We start from the raw sequence: 23,965 nt of genomic DNA, 5'->3' as shown, positions 1-23,965 counted from the left end.
CCGTCGTGAGACAACGATCTCGACAGTAGAGGTCGGTTTCTGTCCTCTCCCTCGGGCACACTGAGGAACATGACCGGAAGCTCGTCACGGATGCTCGTGCTGCTGTCGCTGTTGCAGACGCCGCGGGACTGGCCGGGACGCGTCCTGGCCGAGCGGCTCGAGGTCACCCCGCGCACCGTGCGCCGCGACATCGATCGGCTGCGCGAGCTGGGGTATCGGATCGGCGCGACCAAGGGGCCGGACGGCGGATACCGCCTCGCCGCCGGGTCGGAGCTGCCTCCGCTGCTGTTCGACGACGACCAGGCCGTCGCGATCGCCGTCGCGTTGCAGACCGTCTCATCGAGCGGAGTCGACATCGAGGAGGGCGCGGCGCGGGCACTCGCCACCGTGCGCCAGGTGATGCCCTCGCGGCTGCGGCATCGCGTCGACGGCATCCGCTTCACCGGCGCGTCCGCGGATATCCGCGTCGATCCCTCGACCCTCGAGGCGGCGAGCGCCGCCGTCCGCGACCGGCAGGTGCTGCGCTTCGACTACGGGGACGATCACGATCGTCCCACGCGGCGCACCGAGCCGCACGCGGTCGTCGCCCGCGAGGGGCGCTGGTACCTCCTCGCGTGGGATCTCGAGTCGGACGAGTGGCGCACGTTCCGGCTCGATCGGATGCATCCGCGCATCCCGACCGGGCCCTCGTTCCCCCGCGTCCGCTGCCGGCGGCGGATGCCGCGACGTATCTGGCGGCGCGGGCGAAGGGCTCGACCACCGAGGATCGCTGGCCCTGCGTCGGCACAGTCTTGCTCGCCCTTCCCGCCCGCGAGGTCGCACCGTGGGTCGAGGACGGGACGCTCGAAGAACTCCCCGACGGCTCGTGCCGCGTGACGGTCGGCTCCTGGTCGTGGATCGGTGTGCTCGCGGCGATCGCCCGGTTCGATGCGCCGTTCACGGTCACGGGGCCGGAGGAGCTGCGCGAGGCCGCCGGAGTGTTGGCGACGCGGTTTGCGGCCGCGGGCGCGGCGGACTCTTCCTCCTGATCCAGGATTCCTTGCGACCTTTCCCCCTTCTCTGTGACTGCGCCGCCACGGGGCAAACGTATGGCCGGCTTTGAGGTTCACTGGTGCGATGACAAACTTTGCCATCGGCATTAGCGTGGAGGCATGGCCACGATGAACATCTCGCTTCCTGACGCACTGAAGGACTTCGTCGAAACGCAGGTGGCCGAACGCGGCTACAGCAACAGCAGCGAGTTCATGCGCGAGCTGATCCGCCACGAGCAGGCTCGCGAGCAGCTGCGGTCGTTGGTCATCGACGGGATGACATCTGGACCAGGTTCCGACGTAGACGAGGCGTACTTCGATCGACTCCGAGACCGCGTCCACGCAGACGCCGCCGACGCGTGACCGCAGGGCGGGTCGTCACCACCAGGCGGGCCGATGAGGACATCGACGAAGCGGTCGCCCGCTACCTCGATGAAGCAGGGCCACCGGTCGCGATCGCGTTCATCGACGACCTCCAGCACGCGATGAGCCAGCTCGCTGCGTATCCGGCGTTGGGATCGGCCCGCTTCGAGCTGGTGACGGAGATTCCCGACATCCGCGCCTTCCCTCTTCGAGGCCATCCATACCTCGTCATCTACACCGATGATCCGGACACCGTGCGAGTCCACCGCGTGCTCCACACGAGGAGAGACATCGCTGCAGCCCTTGCGGCCAGACCCAGCGCTCGCGGGAGAGGCGCACCGACCGCGCCGGTAGACTGAAGCTGCCCCGCCGGCCCCTTCCTTTGGAGTGCGCGTGACCACCGCCCCTGCACCTTCCCCCCAGCACGTCCCCGACTCCGTCGAGAACGCGATCGCGACGCCCGAGAAGGAGCAGCCCTACGGCGCCCTCGGACTCAAGCCCGACGAGTACGAGCGCATCAAGGAGATCCTGGGTCGCCGCCCCACCTCGGGCGAGCTGGCCATGTACTCCGTCATGTGGTCGGAGCACTGCTCCTACAAGTCGTCGAAGAACTACCTGCGCCGCTTCGGCCAGAAGGTCTCCGACGAGATGAAGGAACGCCTCATGGTGGGCATGGGGCAGAACGCGGGCGTCGTCGACATCGGCGAGGGCTGGGCCGTCACCTTCAAGGCCGAATCGCACAACCACCCCTCGTTCATCGAGCCCTTCCAGGGCGCGGCCACCGGTGTCGGAGGGATCGTCCGCGACATCATCTCGATGGGCGCTCGTCCCGTCGCGGTCATGGACGCCCTCCGCTTCGGCGCGGTCGACCACCCCGACACCGCCCGCGTCGTGCACGGCGTGACCAGCGGCATCAGCTTCTACGGCAACTGCCTCGGCCTGCCGAACATCGGCGGCGAGACCGTCTTCGACGCGGTGTACCAGGCCAATCCCCTCGTGAACGCGCTCGCCGCCGGCGTGCTCCGTCACGAAGACATCAAGCTCGCGAACGCGACCGGCGTCGGCAACAAGGTCGTGCTCTTCGGCGCCCGCACCGGTGGCGACGGCATCGGCGGCGCCAGCATCCTCGCCTCGGACTCGTTCGATTCCACGGGCCCGACCAAGCGCCCGGCCGTGCAGGTAGGCGACCCGTTCGCCGAGAAGGTGCTCATCGAGTGCTGCCTCGAGCTGTACCGCGACGAGCTCGTCGAGGCGATCCAGGATCTGGGCGCCGCCGGCATCTCGTGCGCGACGAGTGAGCTCGCGGCCAACGGCAACAGCGGCATGAAGGTCTCGCTCGACAACGTGCTGCTGCGCGACCCGTCGCTCACGGCCGAGGAGATCCTCATGTCGGAGTCGCAGGAGCGCATGATGGCGATCGTCGCCCCCGAGAAGCTCGACGCGTTCATGGCCGTCGTCGACAAGTGGGAGGTCGAGACCTCGGTGCTCGGCGAGGTCACCGGCGACGGCCGACTCATCATCGATTGGCAGGGGCAGCGGATCGTCGATGTCGACCCCTCGACGGTCGCGGTCGACGGACCCGTCTACGACCGCCCCGTCGCGTACCCGACGTGGATCGATGCACTGCAGGCGGATGCCGCCGAGAACCTCCCCCGCTCCTCCGACCCTGAGGTGCTGCGCGAGCAGTTCCTGTCTCTCGTCGCCTCACCGAACCTGGCCGACACGAGCTGGATCACCAACCAGTACGACTATTACGTGCTCGGCAACACCGCCCTGAGCTTCCCCGACGACGCCGGCATGATCCGCGTCGACGAGGAGTCCGGCCTCGGCTTCTCCATCGCCACCGACGCCAACGGCCGCTACTGCCAGCTCGACCCGTACGCAGGAGCACAGCTGGCCCTCGCCGAGGCGTACCGCAACGTCGCCGTCACGGGTGCGACCCCGACGGCGATCACCGACTGCCTCAACTTCGGCTCTCCCGAGAACCCCGAGGTCATGTGGCAGTTCGGCCGGACGGTCGACGGCCTGGCTGACGGATGCTACGAACTGGGCACCCCGGTGACGGGTGGCAACGTCTCGTTCTACAACCAGACCGGCGACGTGCCGATCCACCCGACCCCGCTCGTCGGCGTGCTCGGCATCATCGACGACGTCTCGCGGCGCATCCCCTCGATGGCAGGACGAGGGCCAGAACATCTACCTGCTCGGCACCACCGCGACCGAGCTGTCGGGTTCCGCGTGGGCCGACGTGGTGCACCAGCACCTCGGCGGACGCCCGCCGAAGGTCGACCTCGCCGGGGAGAAGCGCCTCGCCGGCCTGCTCGCGGCGGCCCGCGACGAATGGCTCATCTCCTCGGCGCACGACCTGTCGGAGGGCGGCCTGGCCCAGACGCTCGCCGAGGGCGTCATGCGCTTCGGCGTCGGCGCCCGCGTCTGGTTGAACGAGATCATCGAGCGCGACGGTGTGGATGCCGCATCTGCCCTGTTCTCCGAGTCGACCGGCCGCGTGCTCGTGACCGTGCCGCGCGAGGACGACGTCAAGTTCCGCGGCCTCTGCGAGGGACGCGGCTACCCGGTGATGCGCATCGGCGTGACCGACACCGAGGGCGCGAAGCTCGAGGTTCAGGGCGTCTTCACCGTGTCGATCGCCGAACTGCGTGAGCGCTCGCAGGCCACCCTCCCCTCGTACTTCGGCCCGACCGTCACCGAGCCGGTGGCCTGATGAGCGGCGACGGCCTCAGCGAGGACTACGGCGATCTCGGCGAGAAGCGCAACCGGCGCATCCGCATCATCGCGTGGACCGTCATCGTCGCGCTCATCCTCGGCGGCGGCGGCGCGACCGTGCTGACCCTGCTCCTCGGCTGAGCCCCCGCACGCGGGAGCGCGAGCCGCGAGGGGTCGCGATTCGCCGCATCCGTACCTCCGCACGCGGCGTGTCCTGACCCCTCGCGCGAGGAACGAGTGCGAGGGCGAGCGGGGTCAGCGCGCGAAGAGATACCGCATCAGCGTGATGATCCCCTCAGGACCGCTCGTCTCACGCCCCAGGGACTCCACGATGATCGCCCCGAGGATGGCCCGGCCGATCTGTGCGACCGGTGCGTCGTCGGGCAGCTGACCGTCGCGGATCCCTCCGCGCAACCGCTCCGAGAGATGCTGCTCCACGCCGAGACTCGCCCCGAGGTGTGCACCGACCGCGGCGTCTTCGGCCGCGGCCGCGACGAGCGACTGCAGCAGTGCCTGCCCCTGCGCCGTCGCGAGGATCGCGAACACCGACTGCACCCACGTCTCGACGTCGGCGAACAGGTCTCCCGTATCCGGCACGACGAAGTCGACCGGGATGAGGCGTCCGTCCACCAGACAGTCGGCGATGAGGGCTCCGCGCGACGACCACCATCGGTAGATCGTCTGCTTGCCGACGCCGGCTTCCTTCGCGATGCCCTCGATCGTGAGCCGGTCGTACCCCTGCGCGTGGAAGAGACGGGATGTCGCATCGAGGATCGCCTCGCGGGCCGCCGTGCTGCGCACAGGCCCGCTCCGATGCTCGTTCACCATGCGTTCAGGATAGCCACAGATCCCTAGACGAGACGTACCGTATGCTCTTTGAGTCTGAAGGAGACCACTGTGGCATCACTGCTGTACCGTCTGGGTTCATTCGCCGCGCGCAAGGCGTGGACGGTGATCGTGTCGTGGGTGCTCATCCTCGGCCTCGGTGTCGGCGCCTTCCTCACCCTCGGCGGCACGCTGAGCAACAGCTTCGACATCCCCGGCACCGCCTCGGGCGAAGTGACCGACGCACTTGCCGACAAGCTGCCGGACACGGCCGGCGGCACGGGCACGGTCGTGTACCGCACGGAAGACGGCGAACCCTTCACGGATGCGCAGAAGGAGGAGATCTCCGCCCTCGCGGCGAGCGCGGAGGATCTCGACGGCGTCGCCGGTGTGATCGATCCGTTCGATGCGCAGCAGCAGCAGGCGGATCAGGCGCAGCAGCTCGCCGACGGTCAGACCCAGATCGCCGAGGGCCGTACCCAGGTGGATGCCGCACAGGCGCAGATCGATGCCGGCAGGGCACAGCTCGAGTCAGGGCTCACCCAGCTCACGGCCGCCCGCACCCAGGCCGAGCAGGCCGGCGCGGGCCCCGAGCAGCTCGCCGAGCTCGACGCGCAGCTGGCGGCGTTGAACGCCCAGTCGGCCGACCTCGAGGCGCAGAACGCGAAGCTCGACCAGTCCCGCATCACCCTCGACGACAACGCCGACCAGGTGGCGCTGGGCTCGACGCTGCTCGAGCTCGCCGACGGCATCGGCGTGGTCTCGGAAGACGGATCCACCGCGATCGTCAACATCTCGTTCACCGACCCGCGCCTCGAGCTCTCGGAAGAGGTCAAGCAGGGCGCGATCGAGCACTTCGAATCCGCTCCGATCGACGGCGTCGAGGTCGACTTCGGCACCGACATCGCTCAGGGCGTTCCCGAGATCTTCGGCGTCGGCGAAGCGGTGGGACTCGCTTTCGCCGCGATCGTCCTCATCGTGATGCTCGGCTCCCTCATCGCCGCCGCTCTCCCGATCGTGACCGCGATCGTCGGGGTCGGCGTCGGCGTCACGGCGTCCCTCGCCTTCTCGGGCGTCGTCGACATGGCCTCGGTGACCCCGGTGCTGGGCGTCATGCTCGGCCTCGCGGTGGGTATCGACTACTCGCTGTTCATCGTGAACCGGCATCGCAAGCAACTGCTCGCCGGGGTCCCTGTGCGCGAATCGATCGGCCTCGCCACCGGCACCTCCGGCACGGCCGTGGTGTTCGCCGGCACGACCGTGATCGTGGCGCTGCTCGCCCTCAACGTGACCGGTGTGCCGTTCCTCGGACTCATGGGCACGGTCGGCGCGGTGTGCGTCGCGGTGGCCGTGCTCGTCGCGATCACCCTCGCCCCGGCCATCCTCGGGCTCGTCGGTCCCCGCCTGCTCAGCCGCCGCGCGCGCGACGATCGGTCAGGAGCATGCCGCCGGAAAGCCCGTGAAGCGGATGTCGACCCTGCGTGCGGTCGTCACCGCGGTCGTGAGCGTCGTCGCGCTGCTGATCATCGCGATCCCGGCGATGTCGATGCGCCTCGGACTGCCCGACGGCTCGAGCGAGCCGAGCGACTCCACCAGCTACCGCGCGTTCCAGACCGTCGACGAGCAGTTCGGCGAGGGCGCGAACGGTCTGCTGCTCGTCACGGCGACCCTCGACGACGCGGTGAGCGACGACGACCTGCTGTCGACGCAGGTCACGATCGCGCAGGCCATCGCCGACCAGGACGACGTCGTGGCGGTCGCGCCGATCGCGGCATCCGACGACAACACCCTCCTCGCATTCCAGGTGGTCCCGAAGGAGGGGCCCAACAGCGCCTCCACCGAGAAGCTCGTGCAGGACCTGCGCTCGATGCCCGACATCGCCGACGGGATCACGCTCGGGGTCGCGGGCCAGGCGGCCATCAACATCGACATCTCCGAGGCGCTGGCCGGGGTGCTGCCGCTGTACCTCGTGGTCGTGGTCGGACTCTCGCTGCTGATCATGATCGTCGTGTTCCGCTCCCTGCTCGTGCCGATCATCGCGACCGGCGGGTTCGTGCTCTCGCTGTTCGCGACGTACGGCCTGATCGTGGCCGTGTTCCAGTTCGGCTGGGGTGCCGAGATCATCGGGCTGCACAGCACGGGGCCGATCCTGAGCTTCCTGCCCGTGATCCTCGTCGGCATCCTGTTCGGGCTCGCGATGGACTACCAGCTGTTCCTCGCCTCCGGCATGCGCGAGGCCTACGTGCACGGCGCTTCGGCGCGGGATGCCGTGGCGCAGGGCTTCCGCGCCGGGCGCTCGGTCGTCATCGCCGCGGCGCTGATCATGGTGTCGGTGTTCGGCGGGTTCATCTTCTCGGAGTCGACGATCATCCGGTCGATCGGCTTCGGCCTCGCGTTCGGTGTGCTGCTCGACGCCTTCGTGGTGCGGATGCTGCTGATGCCCGCGCTCATGCACCTCCTCGGGCGTTCGGCCTGGTGGCTGCCGCGCTGGCTCGACCGCATCCTGCCGAACGTCGACATGGAGGGCGCCGCCCTCGAGCGCGACCACCCCGGGATGAAGGCCGTGGCCGTTCCGACCACGACCGACTCGGTCCCGACCTCCCGCGGCTGAGGCGGCCGCGGCGGCGCAGATCCGCAGCCGGGTCGCAGTGTTCCTGCGACCCGGCGCGAATCTGCGACCTCACCGCGTGAGGGAATCCGCTCCGTGGTGGGGACGGGGGGGCAGTTGTCTCAGTTCAGAGAAGCTGGAAGCTGTTCCAGACGGTAGCACCAACCACGAGCACAAGAGCCAGTGCTGCGAGGAGCCCCCACCCGACAATGAGCATTGCTCGGCGTCTCGAGTTCGTCTTTGGCACGCCGACATACGCGGTCAGGAGCCCGAGCACGATACATACGAAACTCACCACCGGGATCCAGATGAACACGACGCCCGCACCGAGTAACACCCATACCGTCCCGGGAATCCAACTGGTGGTGCTTGTTTCTACGGTCTTCTCCATGTCCCGCCTCCTTTCTCATATGTGAATGCTCTATTCAGGGCTAGATATTCTGGAGGCTCCGTGAGACCACGCCCGGTCCATTGACGACCAGACTCTGAATCTTGTCAATCTGGATTCCGGAGCCTTTGTAGGCGATGTAGCCCCTCCAGACGATGTCGCACTCGGCCATTCCGCCGGCGAGCATGTAATGGCTCACTGAGCTACTCAGCACGACGGTGAAGTTGTAATTCAACGCTGCAGCAGTGCAACTTGACGTTCTGAGAACGACACCGCTCCCCGTCACGTACTTGAAAGTCTGGGACAGCTTCGTAATGAGCACGCCCAGGATGCGCTGTTCCACGACGTAGCTCGCGGTCACGTTGTATTCGATGCTGGCCGTAGATTGCGCACTCAGCCCACTACCCGCGGAGGCCCCCGTATTAGTCGGTGTGCTCACGGTGTTCACGTCGAAGCTCGTCTTCACATCTCCGTTCTCGACGCTCACGCTCTCGCCGGTCTGCGCGGTGTGCTCGAAAGCAGCGCTCACCTCAGGATCCATGAGATAGTCCATCAACTTCTGCTGGTCGGAGGGGGATAACTCTTCGAACTTCCTCAGATCGGTTGCCGCCTCAGACGATGATGCTGCTTCGGCTTCGAGTCGATCGTGAAAAGATTCCACGGTGATAGGTGGGTCATCGGCCACCGCATTAGACGGCGCGGTTCCGAACGTGACCATGAGCGCAACGACTGCGCCCACAGCGCCCAGGCCCTGTGACTTGTGAGTGTACATAGAAGGTACTCATTTCCCCCCGCCCCCATGGAGCCAGCGAATGCTGCCTTCGGGAGGAGGCTAGGCGTCAAAGCACCGCCTGTCTGTCCCCATTTTGGAGGACATGAAGCCACCTCTCAGACCCTGTCAGACGTGGATTCCTCCGGGTTTGCGGGAGAATTCGCGAAAGGCGAGTCGACGTGCCGGCACCGCGCCTGGGCGATCGTGTTCCGGAATTCTGCAACTGCGACCGTGAACTGAGGTCCACGCCCTCAACTCGAGCGGTTTCGAGGCTTACCAGAGAAGCGGAACCAGGATCGCGGTAGAGCCCGTGTCCTCGGTCGTGCATAGAGTGGGGCGCATGAGTTCCGACCTGCGCGCACTGCTGGAGCAGCGGCGCGCGCAGGCCGAGGAACGTGTGCGCACGACGGCCGCGACCCTCGGACAGCTCATGCACGACCGCGAGGGCTCGAACGACGACGACGAGCACGACCCCGAAGGCGTCACCCTCTCGTCGGAGTGGTCGCGCCTGACCGGGCTCGCCGACGCCGCGGCCGCCGAACTCCGGCAGGTCGACGAGGCGCTGGCGCGGATGGATGCCGGCACCTACGGGTTCTGCGCGAACTGCGGCCGCCCGATCCCCGTCGGCCGCTTGGAGGTGCGACCGTTCGCGGAGTACTGCGTCGACTGCGCGGAGAAGCTCGGACGGTGACCCCTGACGCGAGCGGCGATCGCGAGTAGCATCCCCCCATGCCCATCGCACTCGAGAACGTCGGAATCGCCGTCCGCGACCTGGAAGCCACCATCGCCTTCTTCACCGACCTGGGCCTCACCGTGCTCGGCCGCGACGAGGTGAGTGGGGACTGGGCGTCGACGGCGGTCGGACTCGACGGCAACCACGCGAAGATCGCGGTGCTGCAGACGCCCGACGGACGCGGCCAGATCGAGCTGTTCGAATACATCCATCCGGACGCGATCGAGACGGAGCCGACACTGCCGAACGAGATCGGGATGCACCGCATCGCCTTCTCGGTCGACGACATCGATGAGTCCCTCGCGATCGCCGCCCGTCACGGCTACCACCCGTTGCGCGGCGTCGCGAACTACCAGGACGTGTACAAGCTCACCTACCTGCGCGGCCCGAGCGGCATCCTCGTGATGTTCGCCCAGGACCTCACGAAGAACTGAGCCGGGCAGGACGCGTCAGAGATCGCCGTACACGTCCCGGCGGTGCGCGACCCGGAAGACGGTCACCAGCACGACGTCGTCGACGACCTCGTACAACACGCGATGATCGCCGATACGGACGCGCCAGGCGTTGTCGAACCCGGTCAGCTTCCGGACTCCGTTCGGACGCGGCTCCTTCTCCAGCGCCCTGGACGCCGAAAGCGGGGCAGCCCCGAAGAGGACTGCCCCGCCACGAGAGCGACCTAGGGCAGCGCCGGCCCCCCGGGTCCTGCACCCGGGACCGGGTAGTACACGGGCGGGGTGTCGTCCCACGCCGAGGGCAGCATCAACAGGTCGTCGTAGTGGTGCATGGCGATGCCGCCGAACGAGGCGTCGTCCTGGAACGCGGTGTAGGTCTTGTCGAGTTCGCCCTCCAGGTAGGTGCGCCCCTCCTCCCAGAAGGTCACCGTCTCAGGGTCGCCCGTTCCGGAGAGATCTTTGGTCTCGATGCCGACCACGACCGAGTTCGGCTTGCCGATCTGGTTCGCGTAGTCGATCTCGTGCTGTGCCTGCGCGATGATGCCGGCGCTGCCGTCTGCCGTGTCGCGGTAGTCCATGATCGCGATGTAGTCGGTCATGTCCTGGATGTGGTCGCTGAGCGGCTTGGTCTGCCCGTTCCACGTGATCGCGGTGCAGCATGTCGAGGAGTCCAGCCACCGCGGGATCGCCGGCCCGACGAGTGTCGGGAGTCCGGACGCGTCGCGGCGGTCGATGAGGGTGTCGAGTATCTCCAGCCAGCGGTTCGGCAGCCCGCCGTTGCCCGGTTCCTTCCATTCGCTGAGGATGTACGGTTCGATGTCGACGTTGATGCCGTCGAAGCGCGCAGACGCGGGCACGCTCAGGTTGTAGTCGAGGACCTTCTCGAACTCGTCGATCGCGAAATGCTCGAACTGCTCGAGCGCCCCCAGGTACGGCGGACGTGTACCGCCGGCAACCGTCGCCTGCACGTGGTAGCCGCGGGCCCGCGCCCACTCCACGAATGCCGCGACCTCGGCGCGCGAGTCGCGCAGCATGTCGGTCGTGCCGTACCTGTCGACGCCGAGGTAGATCGTTCGGATCGGGTCGGATCCGAAGGTCGTGGTGTCGTCCATCACGTCGCCGAGCCGGTCTCGCGCATCCCCGTCGAACACGGCTTCATAAGAGGCGCGCTCCCAGATCCACATCGCGCGATCCTGGTCGTAGACGACGGGCGTCTCGGCGGTGGCCCCGCCGAGCGCGACGTAGGTGGTCGGTGCGTCGGCGCTCAGGCCCTTGACGTCGGTCGCGCGTGCCTCGATGCTCGCGAACTCGGCCCCGGAGACGGGGAAAGATGCCGCGTACGCGCCCCCGCCCTGGGCGACGGCAGCCTGCCAGGCGCCTCCGTTCACACGGACCTCCACGGCCGACAGGGCTCGGTGAGCGTCCACATCGACCACCACGTCCAGCGACGATCCTGCATAGGCGCCTTCCGCGGGGAGACGATCGTGACCACCGGGCGCGCCGCAGCGGGGCGGTGCACGTTCACGGCGAGGAACTCCGACCAGGTCGTGTAGAGCGTGGTGAGGTCGCGTCCCCGGACGGCGAGGTCGAGGCGGCCGTCGATGTCCGAGACATCGAGGTCGACGCTCCACGTCCCCGCGGTTCCGGTCACGGGGATGGGCACGAATTCCTGCGCTCCGACGACGAGAACGAGTTCGGAGGCGTTCGCGAACGTCCCCTCGACCGTGAGCGTCGAACCGCTCACGGTGTCGCCGTCACTCGGCGAGGTGATCGTGAGGTCGGTCGTGACGGTCTGCGCGGATGCGGCACCGCCGGCGGCGACCATCCCTCCCGCGACAAGGGTGGCGGCGACCAGCGCCGACAGCCAGCGTGTGCGTCTCATCGGTGTCTCCTTCCGCTCCGCCGGGCGCGGAGTCGTCGTGTCTGCCACGGTGGCGGGTGCCGACTCCGACGGTCAACGGAAGGGCGGAGAAGGGGAATGAGTGGAGGAAGGAATCGGGCGCTCACGAGTCCCGGACACCGGGTCTCGCCTATCGCCCCCTCTTGTTCCCACGGCACGGAATGAATACGGTTGCACGAACGATCATCGAGCCGAGGAGGGCGTGATGGGAGCGTTCCCGAACACGCAGCCGCTCTTTGTGAGCCTCGCGCAGCAGCTCCGCGAGCGGATCGATTCCGGCGAGTGGGCAGCCGGCGAGCGCCTGCCCACCGAGGCCGCCCTGGCGTCGGCGTATGCGGTCGGGATCAACACCGTGCGGCGGGCGGTCGGGCGCCCGTCGACGAGGGGGTCGTGGTGCGCCGTCAGGGCTCAGGAACGTATGTGTCGGTGCGGGCGTCCCGGCGCGCGAGCCCCTGATCGGCGTGATCGTCCCCTCACGCACCTACTACTTCCCCACTGTCGTCGAGGGGATCGCGGAGGTGGCCGGGGCGGCGGGCGCGACGCTGCGCATCGCCTCGAGCGAGTACGACGACGCCCTCGAGATCCGCCGCATCCGGGAGCTCCTCGCCGCCGGGTGCGCCGGCCTCCTGATCACGCCCACCCTGCACCTGGCCGACCCCACGGCGCGCCTCGACCTGCTGCGCGCCCTGCCGACGCCGGTGGTGCTGATGGAACGGATGCCGACGGATTCGCCGCCGGATGACGGGCTCTCGGCGGTATGCACCGATGTCGTCGCCGGCGGGTACGCGGCCGTGCGGCACCTGGCACGACGGGGCCGTCGGCGCCTCGGATTCCTCGGGCGCCGTGACACCGCGACGGCCGACGCCGCACTGCGTGGTTACCGTCGCGCGATCGACGACCTGACCCTCGTCGACCTCCCTGGCGCGGTGGCGCGTCGGGACTCGTGGGACGACGTGGCGCTCGCGGACTACGCGCACCGGGCGCACTCTGCGGGGCTCGACGGCGTCGTCTGCCTCGGCGACCGTGAGGCGACGGCACTCCTGCCTCACCTGGCAGGGGCGGGGTTCTCCCTTCCCGACGACCTCGCCCTCGTCGCCTTCGACGATGAGGAGGCCGCGAATGCCCCGCTCCCGCTCACGGCCGTGTCACCGCCGAAGCGCGAGATCGGACGCCTCGCGGCGACCACGCTGCTGCGGATGCTGGGGCGCGGGGGCGACCGCGCGCCGGTACGGATGCTGCTGCAGCCCGTCGTGCGGGAGCGGGCGTCGACGACAACGCGTCTGCTGCGCGCGAGGATGAGTTAACGAAAGAAAGTGGAGAACGGCCCTCAGGCGGTTCTCCACTTTTAGTCTTTCGGCGTTGAACGCCTGCCTGTAGTTTACGACATCATCGGAGCATGAGCAACGCCGCAGCCGCCCCGGGCACAAGCACAACTCCGGCCCAGGAGTCCTTCGGTTCATCGACATACGCAGACCTCGTCGGCGCTCGTCTCCTCGACTTCTTCCAGGCGACATCGCCATGGCAACGCCGCCTGTGGGATGTCGGGACATGCCTCGTGTTGGACGAGGTGATCGAAGCTGCGCAATGGCGTAGCCGAAAGGTCCTCAGCGACGGCGCAGTGGCCTGGCTCGCGAAAGACGCGGAACGTATCGCTGGGCGGGATCCCGCTCTCGGCGAGGCCGCGCTGCGCAAGCACCTCACCGAGACGCTTCGCAGTCCTCTCCAGGATGGTAGCCGTCATGTGCGTCGCCTCCGCGAGCTCTCAGAGATGGCAGCCGATGGTTATATCGATCGCTGGCTCGAGCTGTTGCGCGGCGGAAGAAGGCCCTCGATTGAGCGCTTCGCTCGCGCCGTCGGATCGCACCTTCTCGACTTGGGATACAGCCTGCCGTACCTGCGGCGATGGGCGCAGGAACACATCCGGGCTCAGTCGACTCTTGAAGAGTTGCTTGTTTCCGCGGGAATCCTCGCCACCAAGCCCGAGGCGGACTACAGCGTCATCGTTCCGTTCCGTTCCGTTCCGAGGGCGACGACGTCGCAGACCAGCATGGAACCGACCTGGCGTTCCGGGGCGCTCGTGCGGCAATGGCTCCTGGGCAACGGCAGCAGCACCTCCGGGGTTCGCCAGGTGGGCGGATTCGAATACCACGTGCGTGCACGCGATCCGCTGGGCGCCGCGCTTCTCGCCACCGAGCGTGTTGACCGCCTGATATCGCGCGCGACGCTCGCCCGTGGGCGGGGAGAAGCTCCCGAGCCGCAAGGGTCCATCTGGGTGTCGGGATCGACACGCCCATTCAAGCTCGAGCGGACGAGCCGTGGAGCGTTCGTCCTTTCTCTCGTCGCCGAATCTCGGCTCTATGACGTGAGTGACCGGACCGACCTCGATGACGCTCTTGAGCTCGCCTCTGTGCTCAACCTGGGTTCTCCCGGCCCTGCGATCGCGTCTGGATGGGCTGCGGTCGAGGCGCTCCTCGTGTCGTCGCAAGACCCGGAGGATTCGAAACTCGGACGCGGAGCGGTCGCAGCCGACCGGATGGCGTCACTCGTTGCGTGCTCCTGGCCCCGCGCCGATCTCACCGCACTGTCGTATCAGCACTCCCCCGCTGTGCCGGATGCCATCAGCATCCGCCTGGCCGCAGCGTCGTCCAATCAGGAGCGAAGCGCGATCGTCGCCTCCGCCCTGGCGAGCGGGCAGTCGCTAAGGCTCCGAGCATCCTCCGATCGGGCAGCGGAATCTCGCATGACTCGTCTGATGACAGCCAAGCGCCACACCCTTCACGATGTGGAGGCACACGTGCGTGGTGCTATGCGACGGCTCTACCGGCAACGCAACATCGTGATGCACGGCGGTTCGACTGACACGCTCGCCCGCGATGCGACGCTGAGAACCTGCGCGCCCCTCGTCGGCGCAGGGCTTGACCGGATCACGCACGCGCGCATCGCGCATTCAGAGAGCGCGCTCCAGCTCGCCGAGCGCGCTCAGCTGAGTCTTGCCCTGGTCGGAGCGCCCGGAGGCCCTGAGGTCGCCAACCTCCTCGAGTAAGAAAGGGCGCCGCCCTGCTCGCGACGGCTGATTCGCCGACCCCAGCAGTGCAACCGCTTGCATGATGGTTGTCCGCATCATAGGTTGAATGCAGGCCCTCCGCCGGGTCGACGATCCAGCCGAGGAGCCCCGTGCACGACAGTCCCCACCGCACCGCCCCTCGCGCGCCCGTCCGCATCGTGCACCTCGGACTCGGCGCCTTCCACCGCGCCCACCAGGCCTGGTACACCGCACACGCGGACGCCCGGCGGGAGTGGGGCATCGCCGCGTTCACCGGGCGCTCACCCGAAGCGGCCCAGACCCTCGAGCGGCAGGACGACGTCTACACGCTGCTCACCCGCGGCCCGGACGGCGATCGGCTCGAGACCGTCGAGAGCATCGTCGCCGCGCACGACGGCGGCGACACAGACGCGCTGCGCGACTACCTCACGCGCCCGGAGGTCGCGGTCGTGACGCTCACGGTCACCGAGAAGGGCTATCGCCGCCGGACGGACGGCCGCCTCGACATCGCCGACCCCGACGTCACGGCCGACATCTGCGCACTGGCGGGAGCCCTCGCCGATCACCACGACGACGTGCCGGGAGCCGTCGAGAACGGCGTCCTGCGGTCCATGCCCGCTCGGCTGCTCTGGGCGCTCGACGCCCGACGGCGCGCTCTCCCCGACAGCACGATCACCCTGATCCCGTGCGACAACCTCGACGACAACGGCACCGCGCTGCGGACGGCCCTCGCCGACCTCGCCTCGCTGACGTCACCGCTGCTCGGCGCCTGGATCGACGCGCACGTCGACGTCGTGACCACCTCGGTCGACCGCATCACGCCCCGCACCGCCCCCGCCGACGTCGACGCCATCGCGACGCGCACCGGCGTCCACGACGAGGCGCTGGTGGTCACCGAGCCCTTCCACAGCTGGATCCTGAGCGGACGCATCCGCGCCGAACGCCCGCGCTGGGAGGATGCCGGGGCCTCGTTCGTGTCGGACATCGAGCCCTTCGAACAGCGCAAGCTCTGGATGCTCAACGGCGCGCACTCGCTCCTCGCCTACGACGGTGCCCTGCGCGGACACGAGACCGTGGCCGAGGCCATCGCCGACCCCGAATGCGCCGCTCTCGTGAACGACCTGTGGGATCTCGCCCAGCGGCGCCTCGAGCCGTCCGCGCACCGGACCGGCGTCGACCTCGCCCTCCCCCGACTACCGCGAGGCCCTGCTCACCCGCTTCGCGAACCCGCGCATCGCACACCACCTGCGCCAGATCGCCGCAGACGGCAGTCTGAAGCTGCGAGCCCGCATCGTCGAACCGGTCCGCCGCGCGCGCGCCGAGGGCGAGACGGGAGAGGCGGGCATCGTCGCGATCGCCGCCTGGACGCAGTTCGTCGTCGCCGAGGTCGTCGCCGGACGCCCGCTCGACGACGCGGCCGCGACCGACCTGGCGACGCGGGCATCCTGCGACGACCCGCACCACGCGCTGCTCGACCTGCTGGCCCCCGACCTCGCCGCCGACCCCGAGGTGCGCCGGATGCTCGACGACCACGTCGACTGATCGCGCCGCACGCGAGAGCGCCGGCCCCGCAGGACCGGCGCTCTTCCCCCTCCGGCGTCAGCCTTTCACAGCACCGGCCATCATGCCTGCGCCGAGGCGACCCTGCACGAACAGGAACAGGATGACGACCGGTACCGAGATCAGCGTGGCGCCCGCCATGATGCCCGCCCAGTCCGTGGCCGACAGCTCGCTGCTGAAGGTCTGCAGCCAGAGCGGCAGAGTGGCATTGCCCGGCTTCGTCATCACGACGAGGGCGAGCGTGTATTCGTTCCACGCCTGGAGGAACGCGAAGACGGATGCCGTCACGATTCCGGGTCCGAGAAGGGGCAGGGTCACCCGCATGAACGCCCCGAACCGACTGCACCCGTCGACCATCGCGGCCTCTTCGAGCTCGGCGGGGATGCCGTGGATGAACCCGCGCAGCAGCCACACCGTGAACGGGACGACCGTGCCGATGTAGAGCAGCGACAGGCCGCCCACCGTGTTGAGCAGGTGCCACCCGTCGAGCATGCGGAACTGCGAGATGAACAGTGCCTCGGTGGGGATCATCTGCACGATCAGCACGAGCAGGATGATGAGTCCGCCGCCCTTGAAGCGGAACCGGCTCACGGCGATGGCCGCGAAGAATCCGAACAGCACCGCGACGATGACCACGACCACGGTGACCGCGGCGCTCATGCCGAGCGCCGACCAGAAGCCGCTGTCAGCGAGGATCCCCGCGAAGCTGTCGAAGCTGAGCGGGAACGGGAAGAACCGCGGCGTGCGCGAGAAGAGCTCCTCGTTGTCGGAGAGGGCGGTGTTCACCATCCAGTAGATGGGGAACACCAGGAGGAACGCGGCGGCGACCGCGACGCCGTTCCAGGTGCGCCGCCGCACGTCGTTGCGGCTGCCGATGGTGCGGCGTGAGCGCGGGGGCACGACCGCGGGGATGTCGGTCGTACGGGTCATGATCGGGACGCTCATTCCGCGGCCTCCTTCTGCTGGGCGAACATCTTCGCGATGTACTTCCAGGTGAGCAGCAGGGTCAGGATCAGCACGATCGTCGCCAGTGCCGACGCATCGCCGTACTCGCCCTGGCCGATGCCGATCCGGTAGATGTAGGTGCCGAGGAGGTTGGTCTCCTCGATCGAGACGCCCGCCTGCTGCAGCACGTAGATCTGCGTGAACACGCGCAGGTCCCACACGATCTGCAGGAGTCCGACGATCATGACCGCCGGTGTGATGAGCGGCATCGTGACGTGCCGGAAGCGCGTCCACGGCCCCGCGCCGTCGAGTTCGGCGGCCTCCAGCACCTCGGTGGGCACCTGGGTCAACGCGGAGTAGATCATGAAGACGATCAACGGCAGGCTGCCCCAGATCACGGTGATCGCGGCGATCGTGAACACACCCATCGGTGTCGAGGTCCACGGGAACCCGGCCATGTCGGGGAAGCCGATGCGCGCGAGGATCCAGTTCACCAGCCCGTAGCGGGCGTCGAACAGCCACTGCCAGATGACCATGGTCACGAGCGCGGGTGTGGCCCACACGAGCAGCAGCGTCACCTGCAGGGCGATGCGCGCCCAGCTGCTCACCTTGGTCAGCAGCAGCGCGATCAGCATCCCGATCACCATCGACAGCGAGGCGCACACGGCGCAGAAGAGCACGGAGCGGAAGAACACGACCCACATGTTCGGGTCGGTCAGGATCTTGCCGTAGTTGGCGAGTCCGACCCATTCCGGCTCCGCACCGAACTGCTGCGCGAGCCCGAACTTCTGCAGCGACATCAGGAACTGCTGCAGCAGCGGCCAGCCGAGAGCGATCAGCACCGCCACGAGGAGCGGGGTGATCAGCAGGTACGGGAGCAGTGCCCCCCGCACGCGACGCGGGCGCGTGCGGGGAGCGGGCTGCTGCGGGGTCGCCTCGGGGGCGGCCTCGACATCGATCACGGGAGTGGACATCATCAGTCGGCGTTGAGGGTCTCTTCGATCTTCGCGCCGATGCGCGTGACCACGTCGTCGATGTCCTCGCCCTTGGCGATCGCCGAGTAGAGATCGACCGGGATGTTGTTGCCTTCGACGATCGCCCAGTTCGGGGCGGCAGGGGTGAGGGCGCTCGTGTCGGCGATCTGCTGCTGCAGCTCGGCGTCGACGATGCCGTCGGGGATGGCGGACGCGTACTGCGTGTTGCCCGGTACCCATCCGGAGTCCTCGGCGAGCTGACTCATGAAGTCTTCGCTGAGGATGAGCTTCATGGCCTTCTTCGCGAGTTCCTGCTTCGAGGAGTTCGCCGCGATGCCCACGTTGGACCCGCCGAGGAACTGGTGGCTCTCCCCGCCCGCTTCGACGGGAGGCAGCGCCATCACGCCGGTGACCCCAGCGAGATCTTCCGAGATGCTGTCCTGCGCGAACACGCGGTACGAGAACATCGCGACCTCGCCGTTGTTGTACGGCACCCAGGGGTTGCCAGCGGTCTCCTTGGCGTCGAGCGCACCGAGCGCCGAGTTCTGCCAGAGCGTCTGCATCTGCTCGAGCGCGGACTTGGCCTCCGGGGTGTCGAGGCCGCTGACCCAGGCGCCGTCCTTCTCCTCGGCGTAGTTCGCACCGTGCGAGAACAGCCAGCCCTCCAGACCGTGCACATCGACGACCGGGAAGTAGATGCCCTTGAAGCCCTCGACGCCGTCGGGGTTCGCCTGCTGCACCGTCGCGGCTGCCGCGACGAGATCGTCGAGCGTCTCGGGTGCGGCGATGCCCGCCTTCTCGAGGAGGTCGGTGCGGTAGAACACGACGCTGGTTCCGGCATACAGCGGGTAGGCGTAGGTCTTGCCGTCGAGTGTCGCCTGGTCGACGAAGCTCGGGATCAGGTCGTCGCCGCCGACCTCGTCGTACAGGTCGGAGATGTCGGCGAGCGCCCCGACGTTCGCGAAGGTCGCGGTCTTCGTGTTGCCGATCTCGACGATGTCCGGCGTCTCGGACTTGCTGGCGAGCGAGGTCTGGAGCCGGGAGACGATGTCGTCCCATGGCTGCATCTCGACGGTCAGCGTGGAGCCGGGGTTCTGGGCGGCGAACTCGTCTTCGAGCCACGCGACCGCATCGTCGGACACGGAATCCTGCATGAGCCACACGCGGAGGTCTCCGCTCTCGGCGTCGCCTTCTCCGTCGTTCCCGGCGCCGGAGCTGCAGCCGGTGACGGCCAGCACCGCGGCCAGTGAAGCGGCCGCCGCGATCAAGGTGCGTCTTGCCATTCTCGTTCCTCCATGGTCTTCCTCGACGGGCCCCGAAAGGCGCCCGATGAACGGGTGTTTCAACCGATTCTCACGCTAACGTGCAAACGGTTGCATTACAATAGCTTCTTCATTGAAGAGGGTGTAACGGTTGTGTTTCTGTTTGATTACCAGGGCTAAATCGGGGAGTGTGAGACGCCTGGTGCCGGGATCCGCTGCCACAAGAGCGCGTTCGCTGCACCGCGTTGCACGGCTCAGACGGCGACTGCTGCGCCCTCGCGCGCCACCGTCTCGAGGACCGCGATCGGAGCGAGCAGCTGGGCGGTCGGGATCGGTGCGGCGCCGGTCGCGAGCATCCGCGCGAACGCATCGACCCCGGGTTGCACGTAGTCGGCGCCGAGCACGATGTCACGGCTGACGACCCCGTGACCGCCGACCGCGGTCGCACGGAAGGGAACCTGGCCGTCGCCGTCCGGGCGGATGAACTCGAGCGTCACGAGCACGCCGCCCACCCGGTAGCGGGCCACGACTCCGCTGGGGAGACGCTGCAGGTCGATGGCTTCGGGGTCGCCGGGCACCAGCCGCTGCGCGACGTCGGCGACGTGGATGCCGTAGAAGAAGATGCCGCTGTACGGACTCGCCGCATCCGCCGGACCTGTCACGGTGACGGCCTGCAGCTCGCCGATCGACGTCAGCCCCTCGGCGATCGCGTCGGTGTCGGCCACCCAGCGCAGAGCCGACGACGAGGTGAGCACCGTGCCGCCCCGCTCGGCCGCGGCGACGATCGCCTGCGCATCCGCGACACTCGCGGCGAGCGGCTTGTCGACCCAGACGGGCGTACCCGCCTCGAGGAACGGCACGGCGTGCGCGCGGTGGAGGGCGCCGTCGCGCGAGGTGACGATCAGCGCGTCGACGCTGCCGAGCAGGTCACTCGACTCCGCGACGATCCGCTCGATGCCGCCGAGCTCCGCGAGCTCACGCGTGCGGTCCGGTTCTCCGGCGACGAGCGCCACGACACGCACCGGCACCCCGGCCGGACGCTCGACATTGAGGTAGCGGATGATCTCCTCGGCGTGGCTGTTCTCGATGCCGACGATCGCGACGTTCTTCGTTTCCATGTCTCTCATCCTCTTTCACTCGTGGAGGTCGACCGGACGACCGATGCGGGCCGACTCGTACACGGCGAGCACGACCTGCAGTGCCCGGCGTCCGTCGTCGGTGGTGATCGCGGGCCGGCCGCCCGAGCGGATCGCCCCCACCACGTCGACGTACTGCCGACGATGCGCCACGTCGACGTCGAGCCAGCCTTCCGGCACATCGCGCTCGAGCAGCGAATCGGGCTCGGGCTGCGGCGCGGAGGCCGAGGCGAAGAAGGCCAGCCCCCCTCGTTCTCCATGACGGCCGTCCCGTGCGAGCCGTGCACCGCCAGGCGCACCGGGAGCCCGGGGTATGCGGCGGTGCTCGCGAGCAGCAGGCCGATCGCGCCGCTCTCGAACTCGATCGTGGCCCCGGCGACGTCTTCCACCTCGATGCCCTCGTGGGCGAGACGACCCGTCTTGGCGCTGACCGACACCGGCCTGCCGAGCATCCACAGCAGCAGATCCAGGGCGTGGATGCCCTGATTCATGAGGGCGCCGCCGCCGTCGATGGCAGCCGTCCCGCGCCAGTCGCCCGACTCGTAGTACTCCTGAGCGCGGAAGAACGCGGACTCGACGACGCCGGACGTCACACGCCCGAGCGCACCCTCGTCGATCGAGCGACGGATGAACGAGGCCACGGGCTGGAAGCGGCGCTGGCTGATGACCGACACCGTACGGCCGGTGGCCCGCTCGGCGGCCTGCACACGGTCGGCGGCATCGAGCGTCACGTCGATCGGCTTCTCGACGATCACGTGCACGCCCGCTTCGAGGGCCTCGATCACCGCCGCCGCGTGGAACGCACTGGGAAGGCAGATCGCCGCGATGTCGATCTTCTCGGTGCGGTACGCCTCCGCCGCGGAGACATGGAACGGCACGCCGTACTGTTCGGCGAGCGCACGACCGCGGGACTCCTCCACGTCGACGACCGCGGCGAGCACGCCGTCTTCGCCGAGGGTCGCGACCAGTCGTGCATGCACAGCGCCGATCACACCCGCTCCGACGATCGCGATGCGCAGCGGTTCGGTCATGGTGTCTCCTGTCGTGGGGGGTGAGTGCCGGAAGTGTCGGCTAGTCGGCGTCGCGCGACCAGGCGAGGGCCTCGCCGCCACGGTCGGCCGATGCCTGGGCGAGCAGGGCCAGCCTGGTCACCGCGACCGACTCGCGGGTGCCGACCTCGGGAGTGCGTCCGGCGGCGAAGGCGTCGAGCGCTTCTTCGGCAGGGCGCCGGCCTTCCGGCAGATCGAGGACACGCATCGGCCGGTCGCTTGTCGTCACCTCGACGCGTCCGCGCGCCCAGAAGATCTCGGCGGTACCGCACGTGCCGACCAGGCGCAGACGGTAGTCGCCGTGCACATCGGATGCCTGGGGGTGAGCCAGCTCACCTCGCTCGAGACCACCGCGGTCGGCGTGGTGAGCGTGGCGACGCCGTAGCGCGCGAACCCCGGCGTCGCATCGAGCGGTGCGGACACGGCGCCGCGGATGACCCCTCGTCGGCCGGCGCGAACAGCAGCGCGGCATCGAGGTCATGCACCGCCAAGTCTGTCAGGATGCCGCCGTACTGCGCGGGGTCGAAGAACCATGCGGGGCGCTGAGCGCGGTTGAGCTTGTGCGGCCCTGACGAGGTGATGCCGACGATGTCGCCGAGCTCCCCCGCCTCGACCACGGCGAGCGCGGCGAGGGTCTCGGGGTAGCCGCGCTTCTCGAGCAGCAGGCTCACCGTGCGGTCGGCCTCCGCCGCGGCGGCCTCGATCTCGTCGAGCTCGGCCTGGGAGGTGCACAGCGGCTTGTCGGCGAGCACGTGGGCTCCCGCATGCAGCGCGGCGACGACGTCGGAGCCTCGCGCTCCGTAGACCCCGGCGATCACCGCGATGTCGATGTCCTCGGCCAGGAGGTCGTCGGCGCGGCCGAACGCCGGCACACCGAAGCGCGCGGCGTGTTGCTCGGCGACCGCAGGGTCGGGGTCGTGCACCCCGACGAGCACGAACCCGTCGCGGTCGGAGCGCGTCAGCTCGTCTGGCACATAGTCCACGTGCGGATGGGCGGCGCCGATGATCGCGATCCGAAGCATGGGCGACAGTGAATCATGCGACCGGTTGCACTGTCAACCGCCGGTCAGGCTCCCGACGTGCGGGCGGCCTCTGTCGTGGCCCGGATCACCAGGTGCGTGGCGATCGTCACACGGGCGTCTGAGCGCTCGCCGCTGGAGAGGATGCCGAGCAGGAGTTCCGCCGCCGCATCGCCCGCCGCCGCGGATGCCGCGGAGATCGTCGTGAGCGCCGGATGCGTGCCGGAGGCGAGCGTGTCGTCGCATCCGATCACGCTGATGTCGTGCGGGACGTCGATCCCCCGCAGCGCCAGCCCTGCCATCACGCCCTGGGCGACCACGTCGTCGAAGGCGATCACGGCGGTGGCCCCTGAGGCGAGGATGCCACCGACGGCGTCGCGCCCGCCGGCCGAGCTGGGGCGGCCGAGCTCCTGCACGATGACGTCGAGCCCCGCCCGCTCGGCAGCCCTGGCCAGCGCCGCCCTGCGCTGCTGATCCGACCACGACTCCCGCGGTCCCGAGAGGTACACCACGCGCGTGTGGCCGAGGCGGTGCAGATGCGCGACCGCCTCGTCGAGCCCGCCGCTCGGATCTATCAGCACCCGGGCGAGGCCGTCGATGTCGCGGTTCACGAGCACGACCGGCCGAGCCGCATCGAGCTCGCGGATGCGCTCCTCGTCGAGTCGAGGAGAGGCCAGCACGAAGCCCTCGACCTGAGCGCTGAGGCGCGAGGTGAGGTTGGCCTCGCGGTCGGCGATCTCGTCGGAGTCGCCGAGGAACACGGCGTACCCCGCCGCGTCCGCCAGCGTCTGCACCCGTCGCACGAGCGGAGGGAAGAACGGGTTGGCGATGTCGGGCACGACGACGGCGACGTTGCCGAAGCGCCCGGTCGACAGCGCCCTGGCCGCATGGTTCACGACATACCCGAGTTCGTCGGCTGCGACCTTGACCCGTCGCACGGTCTCGGGATTGAGCAGTTCCGGTCGGCTGAACGCGCGAGACACCGTCGATCGCGAGACCCCGGCCACGCGCGCGATGTCGCCGATCGTCACCGACGTCGACGTCGTCTTCCTGTTGTTGCCTGTCACGTCACACACACTAAGCCCGCGCACCGTGGCTGCGCGCGACCGGGGCGCGTGCGCACACCCGACGCCCCGCCGGCACCCGGCGGGTGAATCCGGATCGGAGGCTTGACTTTGCAA

General features: G+C 68.6%; 23 protein-coding genes and 3 pseudogenes. 12 read left to right on the top strand and 14 right to left on the bottom strand.

Annotation, left to right across the window (positions count from 1 at the left end; translation table 11 throughout):
• Positions 1 to 69 precede the first annotated feature (69 nt).
• The 5 genes and pseudogenes from G4G29_RS01260 (at position 70) to G4G29_RS01240 (ending at position 4,259) form a co-directional block, all read left to right on the top strand.
• Positions 70 to 1,028 (top strand): annotated as a pseudogene (locus G4G29_RS01260) (YafY family protein).
• 123 nt (positions 1,029 to 1,151) lie between these two features.
• Positions 1,152 to 1,394: a ribbon-helix-helix protein, CopG family gene (locus tag G4G29_RS01255; RefSeq protein ID WP_183151560.1), complete on the top strand. Its 243-nt coding sequence runs from the start codon at positions 1,152 to 1,154 to the stop codon at positions 1,392 to 1,394.
• Positions 1,391 to 1,753, top strand: coding sequence for a type II toxin-antitoxin system RelE/ParE family toxin (locus tag G4G29_RS01250; protein ID WP_183151559.1), 363 nt, complete (start codon positions 1,391 to 1,393; stop codon positions 1,751 to 1,753). The genes G4G29_RS01255 and G4G29_RS01250 overlap by 4 nt, the downstream gene beginning before the upstream one ends.
• A 34-nt stretch (positions 1,754 to 1,787) precedes the next feature.
• Positions 1,788 to 4,116: pseudogene (gene purL, locus G4G29_RS01245) on the top strand (phosphoribosylformylglycinamidine synthase subunit PurL).
• Positions 4,116 to 4,259 carry a hypothetical protein gene (locus G4G29_RS01240; RefSeq protein WP_017202962.1) on the top strand — a complete coding sequence of 48 codons (144 nt, stop codon included), beginning with the start codon at positions 4,116 to 4,118 and terminating at the stop codon, positions 4,257 to 4,259. The pseudogene purL and the gene G4G29_RS01240 overlap by 1 nt, the downstream one beginning before the upstream one ends.
• 114 nt (positions 4,260 to 4,373) lie before the next feature.
• Here the strand turns inward: G4G29_RS01240 and G4G29_RS01235 are convergent, their stop codons facing one another.
• A complete protein-coding gene (locus G4G29_RS01235) occupies positions 4,374 to 4,919 on the bottom strand; it encodes a TetR/AcrR family transcriptional regulator (RefSeq protein WP_244632310.1) in 546 nt (181 codons plus the stop codon).
• 96 nt (positions 4,920 to 5,015) lie between these two features.
• Here G4G29_RS01235 and G4G29_RS23765 point away from each other — a divergent pair.
• Together G4G29_RS23765 and G4G29_RS21000 are read left to right on the top strand one after the other, a co-directional pair.
• A pseudogene (locus G4G29_RS23765) lies at positions 5,016 to 6,326 on the top strand (MMPL family transporter); the annotation flags it as partial.
• Positions 6,327 to 6,411: 85 nt separating this feature from the next.
• A complete protein-coding gene (locus G4G29_RS21000; RefSeq protein ID WP_244632309.1) occupies positions 6,412 to 7,554 on the top strand; it encodes an MMPL family transporter in 1,143 nt (380 codons plus the stop codon).
• Positions 7,555 to 7,678: 124 nt separating this feature from the next.
• Here G4G29_RS21000 and G4G29_RS01225 read toward each other — a convergent pair whose 3' ends face one another.
• The gene (locus tag G4G29_RS01225; RefSeq protein ID WP_183151557.1) at positions 7,679 to 7,942 is read right to left on the bottom strand and encodes a hypothetical protein; all 264 of its coding nucleotides are present in this window, start codon (positions 7,940 to 7,942) and stop codon (positions 7,679 to 7,681) included.
• Between the two features lie 40 nt (positions 7,943 to 7,982).
• Positions 7,983 to 8,711, bottom strand: a complete 729-nt coding sequence (locus tag G4G29_RS01220) for a hypothetical protein (RefSeq protein WP_183151556.1) — start codon at positions 8,709 to 8,711, stop codon at positions 7,983 to 7,985.
• 340 nt (positions 8,712 to 9,051) lie between these two features.
• On the opposite strand from G4G29_RS01220, the gene G4G29_RS01215 reads away from it, so the two are divergent.
• The gene (locus tag G4G29_RS01215; RefSeq protein ID WP_183151555.1) at positions 9,052 to 9,402 is read left to right on the top strand and encodes a TraR/DksA C4-type zinc finger protein; all 351 of its coding nucleotides are present in this window, start codon (positions 9,052 to 9,054) and stop codon (positions 9,400 to 9,402) included.
• A 38-nt stretch (positions 9,403 to 9,440) separates the two neighbouring features.
• Positions 9,441 to 9,878 carry a VOC family protein gene (locus G4G29_RS01210; protein ID WP_183151554.1) on the top strand — a complete coding sequence of 146 codons (438 nt, stop codon included), beginning with the start codon at positions 9,441 to 9,443 and terminating at the stop codon, positions 9,876 to 9,878.
• Between the two features lie 15 nt (positions 9,879 to 9,893).
• Here the strand turns inward: G4G29_RS01210 and G4G29_RS20995 are convergent, their stop codons facing one another.
• The 3 genes from G4G29_RS20995 to G4G29_RS01195 are packed head-to-tail and all read right to left on the bottom strand — an operon-like array spanning position 9,894 to position 11,778.
• Complete coding sequence (locus G4G29_RS20995; protein ID WP_244632308.1) at positions 9,894 to 10,190, bottom strand: type II toxin-antitoxin system RelE/ParE family toxin; 297 nt, start codon at positions 10,188 to 10,190, stop codon at positions 9,894 to 9,896.
• Entirely contained in the window at positions 10,121 to 11,284 is a 1,164-nt protein-coding gene (locus G4G29_RS01200; protein ID WP_183151553.1) for a hypothetical protein, read from the bottom strand. The genes G4G29_RS20995 and G4G29_RS01200 overlap by 70 nt, the downstream gene beginning before the upstream one ends.
• A complete protein-coding gene (locus G4G29_RS01195; protein ID WP_183151552.1) occupies positions 11,281 to 11,778 on the bottom strand; it encodes a hypothetical protein in 498 nt (165 codons plus the stop codon). The genes G4G29_RS01200 and G4G29_RS01195 overlap by 4 nt, the downstream gene beginning before the upstream one ends.
• A 479-nt stretch (positions 11,779 to 12,257) precedes the next feature.
• On the opposite strand from G4G29_RS01195, the gene G4G29_RS01185 reads away from it, so the two are divergent.
• The 3 genes from G4G29_RS01185 (at position 12,258) to G4G29_RS01175 (ending at position 16,506) form a co-directional block, all read left to right on the top strand.
• The gene (locus tag G4G29_RS01185; protein ID WP_183151551.1) at positions 12,258 to 13,100 is read left to right on the top strand and encodes a substrate-binding domain-containing protein; all 843 of its coding nucleotides are present in this window, start codon (positions 12,258 to 12,260) and stop codon (positions 13,098 to 13,100) included.
• A gap of 92 nt (positions 13,101 to 13,192) precedes the next feature.
• The gene (locus G4G29_RS01180; protein WP_183151550.1) at positions 13,193 to 14,839 is read left to right on the top strand and encodes an integrase; all 1,647 of its coding nucleotides are present in this window, start codon (positions 13,193 to 13,195) and stop codon (positions 14,837 to 14,839) included.
• Between the two features lie 131 nt (positions 14,840 to 14,970).
• A complete protein-coding gene (locus G4G29_RS01175; protein ID WP_202045479.1) occupies positions 14,971 to 16,506 on the top strand; it encodes a mannitol dehydrogenase family protein in 1,536 nt (511 codons plus the stop codon).
• Here the strand turns inward: G4G29_RS01175 and G4G29_RS01170 are convergent.
• The 8 genes from G4G29_RS01170 to G4G29_RS01135 all read right to left on the bottom strand — a co-directional run bounded on the left by G4G29_RS01170 (position 16,439) and on the right by G4G29_RS01135 (position 23,851).
• Entirely contained in the window at positions 16,439 to 17,344 is a 906-nt protein-coding gene (locus G4G29_RS01170; RefSeq protein ID WP_244632307.1) for a carbohydrate ABC transporter permease, read from the bottom strand. The genes G4G29_RS01175 and G4G29_RS01170 overlap by 68 nt on opposite strands.
• On the bottom strand, positions 17,341 to 18,321 hold the full coding sequence (locus G4G29_RS01165; protein WP_244632306.1) for a sugar ABC transporter permease: 981 nt from the start codon (positions 18,319 to 18,321) through the stop codon (positions 17,341 to 17,343). The genes G4G29_RS01170 and G4G29_RS01165 overlap by 4 nt, the downstream gene beginning before the upstream one ends.
• Positions 18,321 to 19,601: an extracellular solute-binding protein gene (locus G4G29_RS01160; RefSeq protein ID WP_183151549.1), complete on the bottom strand. Its 1,281-nt coding sequence runs from the start codon at positions 19,599 to 19,601 to the stop codon at positions 18,321 to 18,323. Before G4G29_RS01160 ends, G4G29_RS01165 begins: the two co-directional genes overlap by 1 nt.
• 233 nt (positions 19,602 to 19,834) lie before the next feature.
• Complete coding sequence (locus G4G29_RS01155) at positions 19,835 to 20,698, bottom strand: Gfo/Idh/MocA family oxidoreductase (RefSeq protein ID WP_183151548.1); 864 nt, start codon at positions 20,696 to 20,698, stop codon at positions 19,835 to 19,837.
• Between the two features lie 5 nt (positions 20,699 to 20,703).
• Positions 20,704 to 21,747, bottom strand: coding sequence for a Gfo/Idh/MocA family oxidoreductase (locus tag G4G29_RS01150; RefSeq protein WP_183151547.1), 1,044 nt, complete (start codon positions 21,745 to 21,747; stop codon positions 20,704 to 20,706).
• Positions 21,748 to 21,787: 40 nt separating this feature from the next.
• Positions 21,788 to 22,072, bottom strand: coding sequence for a hypothetical protein (locus G4G29_RS01145; protein WP_183151546.1), 285 nt, complete (start codon positions 22,070 to 22,072; stop codon positions 21,788 to 21,790).
• Between the two features lie 25 nt (positions 22,073 to 22,097).
• Positions 22,098 to 22,787, bottom strand: a complete 690-nt coding sequence (locus G4G29_RS01140) for a Gfo/Idh/MocA family oxidoreductase (protein WP_183151545.1) — start codon at positions 22,785 to 22,787, stop codon at positions 22,098 to 22,100.
• A 44-nt stretch (positions 22,788 to 22,831) separates the two neighbouring features.
• Entirely contained in the window at positions 22,832 to 23,851 is a 1,020-nt protein-coding gene (locus G4G29_RS01135) for a LacI family DNA-binding transcriptional regulator (protein WP_202045477.1), read from the bottom strand.
• Positions 23,852 to 23,965: the final 114 nt, after the last annotated feature.

The organism is Microbacterium sp. Se63.02b (genome assembly GCF_014171575.1).
In the GTDB taxonomy this organism is placed as follows: Bacteria; Actinomycetota; Actinomycetes; order Actinomycetales; family Microbacteriaceae; genus Microbacterium.
The sequence above is the reverse complement of the archived record's forward strand: the minus strand, read 5'-3'. Positions and strand labels throughout refer to the sequence as shown.

Bases quoted from the DNA above. Each gene is read 5' to 3' on its own strand.
- G4G29_RS01165 (WP_244632306.1), bottom strand. From the start codon at position 18,321: ATGATGTCCACTCCCGTGATCGATGTCGAGGCCGCCCCCGAGGCGACC.
- G4G29_RS01160 (WP_183151549.1), bottom strand. From the start codon at position 19,601: ATGGCAAGACGCACCTTGATCGCGGCGGCCGCTTCACTGGCCGCGGTG.
- G4G29_RS01150 (WP_183151547.1), bottom strand. From the start codon at position 21,747: ATGACCGAACCGCTGCGCATCGCGATCGTCGGAGCGGGTGTGATCGGC.
- G4G29_RS01140 (WP_183151545.1), bottom strand. From the start codon at position 22,787: ATGCTTCGGATCGCGATCATCGGCGCCGCCCATCCGCACGTGGACTAT.
- G4G29_RS01195 (WP_183151552.1), bottom strand. From the start codon at position 11,778: ATGAGACGCACACGCTGGCTGTCGGCGCTGGTCGCCGCCACCCTTGTC.
- G4G29_RS21000 (WP_244632309.1), top strand. From the start codon at position 6,412: ATGTCGACCCTGCGTGCGGTCGTCACCGCGGTCGTGAGCGTCGTCGCG.
- G4G29_RS01255 (WP_183151560.1), top strand. From the start codon at position 1,152: ATGGCCACGATGAACATCTCGCTTCCTGACGCACTGAAGGACTTCGTC.
- G4G29_RS01210 (WP_183151554.1), top strand. From the start codon at position 9,441: ATGCCCATCGCACTCGAGAACGTCGGAATCGCCGTCCGCGACCTGGAA.
- G4G29_RS01215 (WP_183151555.1), top strand. From the start codon at position 9,052: ATGAGTTCCGACCTGCGCGCACTGCTGGAGCAGCGGCGCGCGCAGGCC.
- G4G29_RS01240 (WP_017202962.1), top strand. From the start codon at position 4,116: ATGAGCGGCGACGGCCTCAGCGAGGACTACGGCGATCTCGGCGAGAAG.
- G4G29_RS01225 (WP_183151557.1), bottom strand. From the start codon at position 7,942: ATGGAGAAGACCGTAGAAACAAGCACCACCAGTTGGATTCCCGGGACG.
- G4G29_RS01155 (WP_183151548.1), bottom strand. From the start codon at position 20,698: ATGGAAACGAAGAACGTCGCGATCGTCGGCATCGAGAACAGCCACGCC.
- G4G29_RS01180 (WP_183151550.1), top strand. From the start codon at position 13,193: ATGAGCAACGCCGCAGCCGCCCCGGGCACAAGCACAACTCCGGCCCAG.
- G4G29_RS01220 (WP_183151556.1), bottom strand. From the start codon at position 8,711: ATGTACACTCACAAGTCACAGGGCCTGGGCGCTGTGGGCGCAGTCGTT.
- G4G29_RS01170 (WP_244632307.1), bottom strand. From the start codon at position 17,344: ATGAGCGTCCCGATCATGACCCGTACGACCGACATCCCCGCGGTCGTG.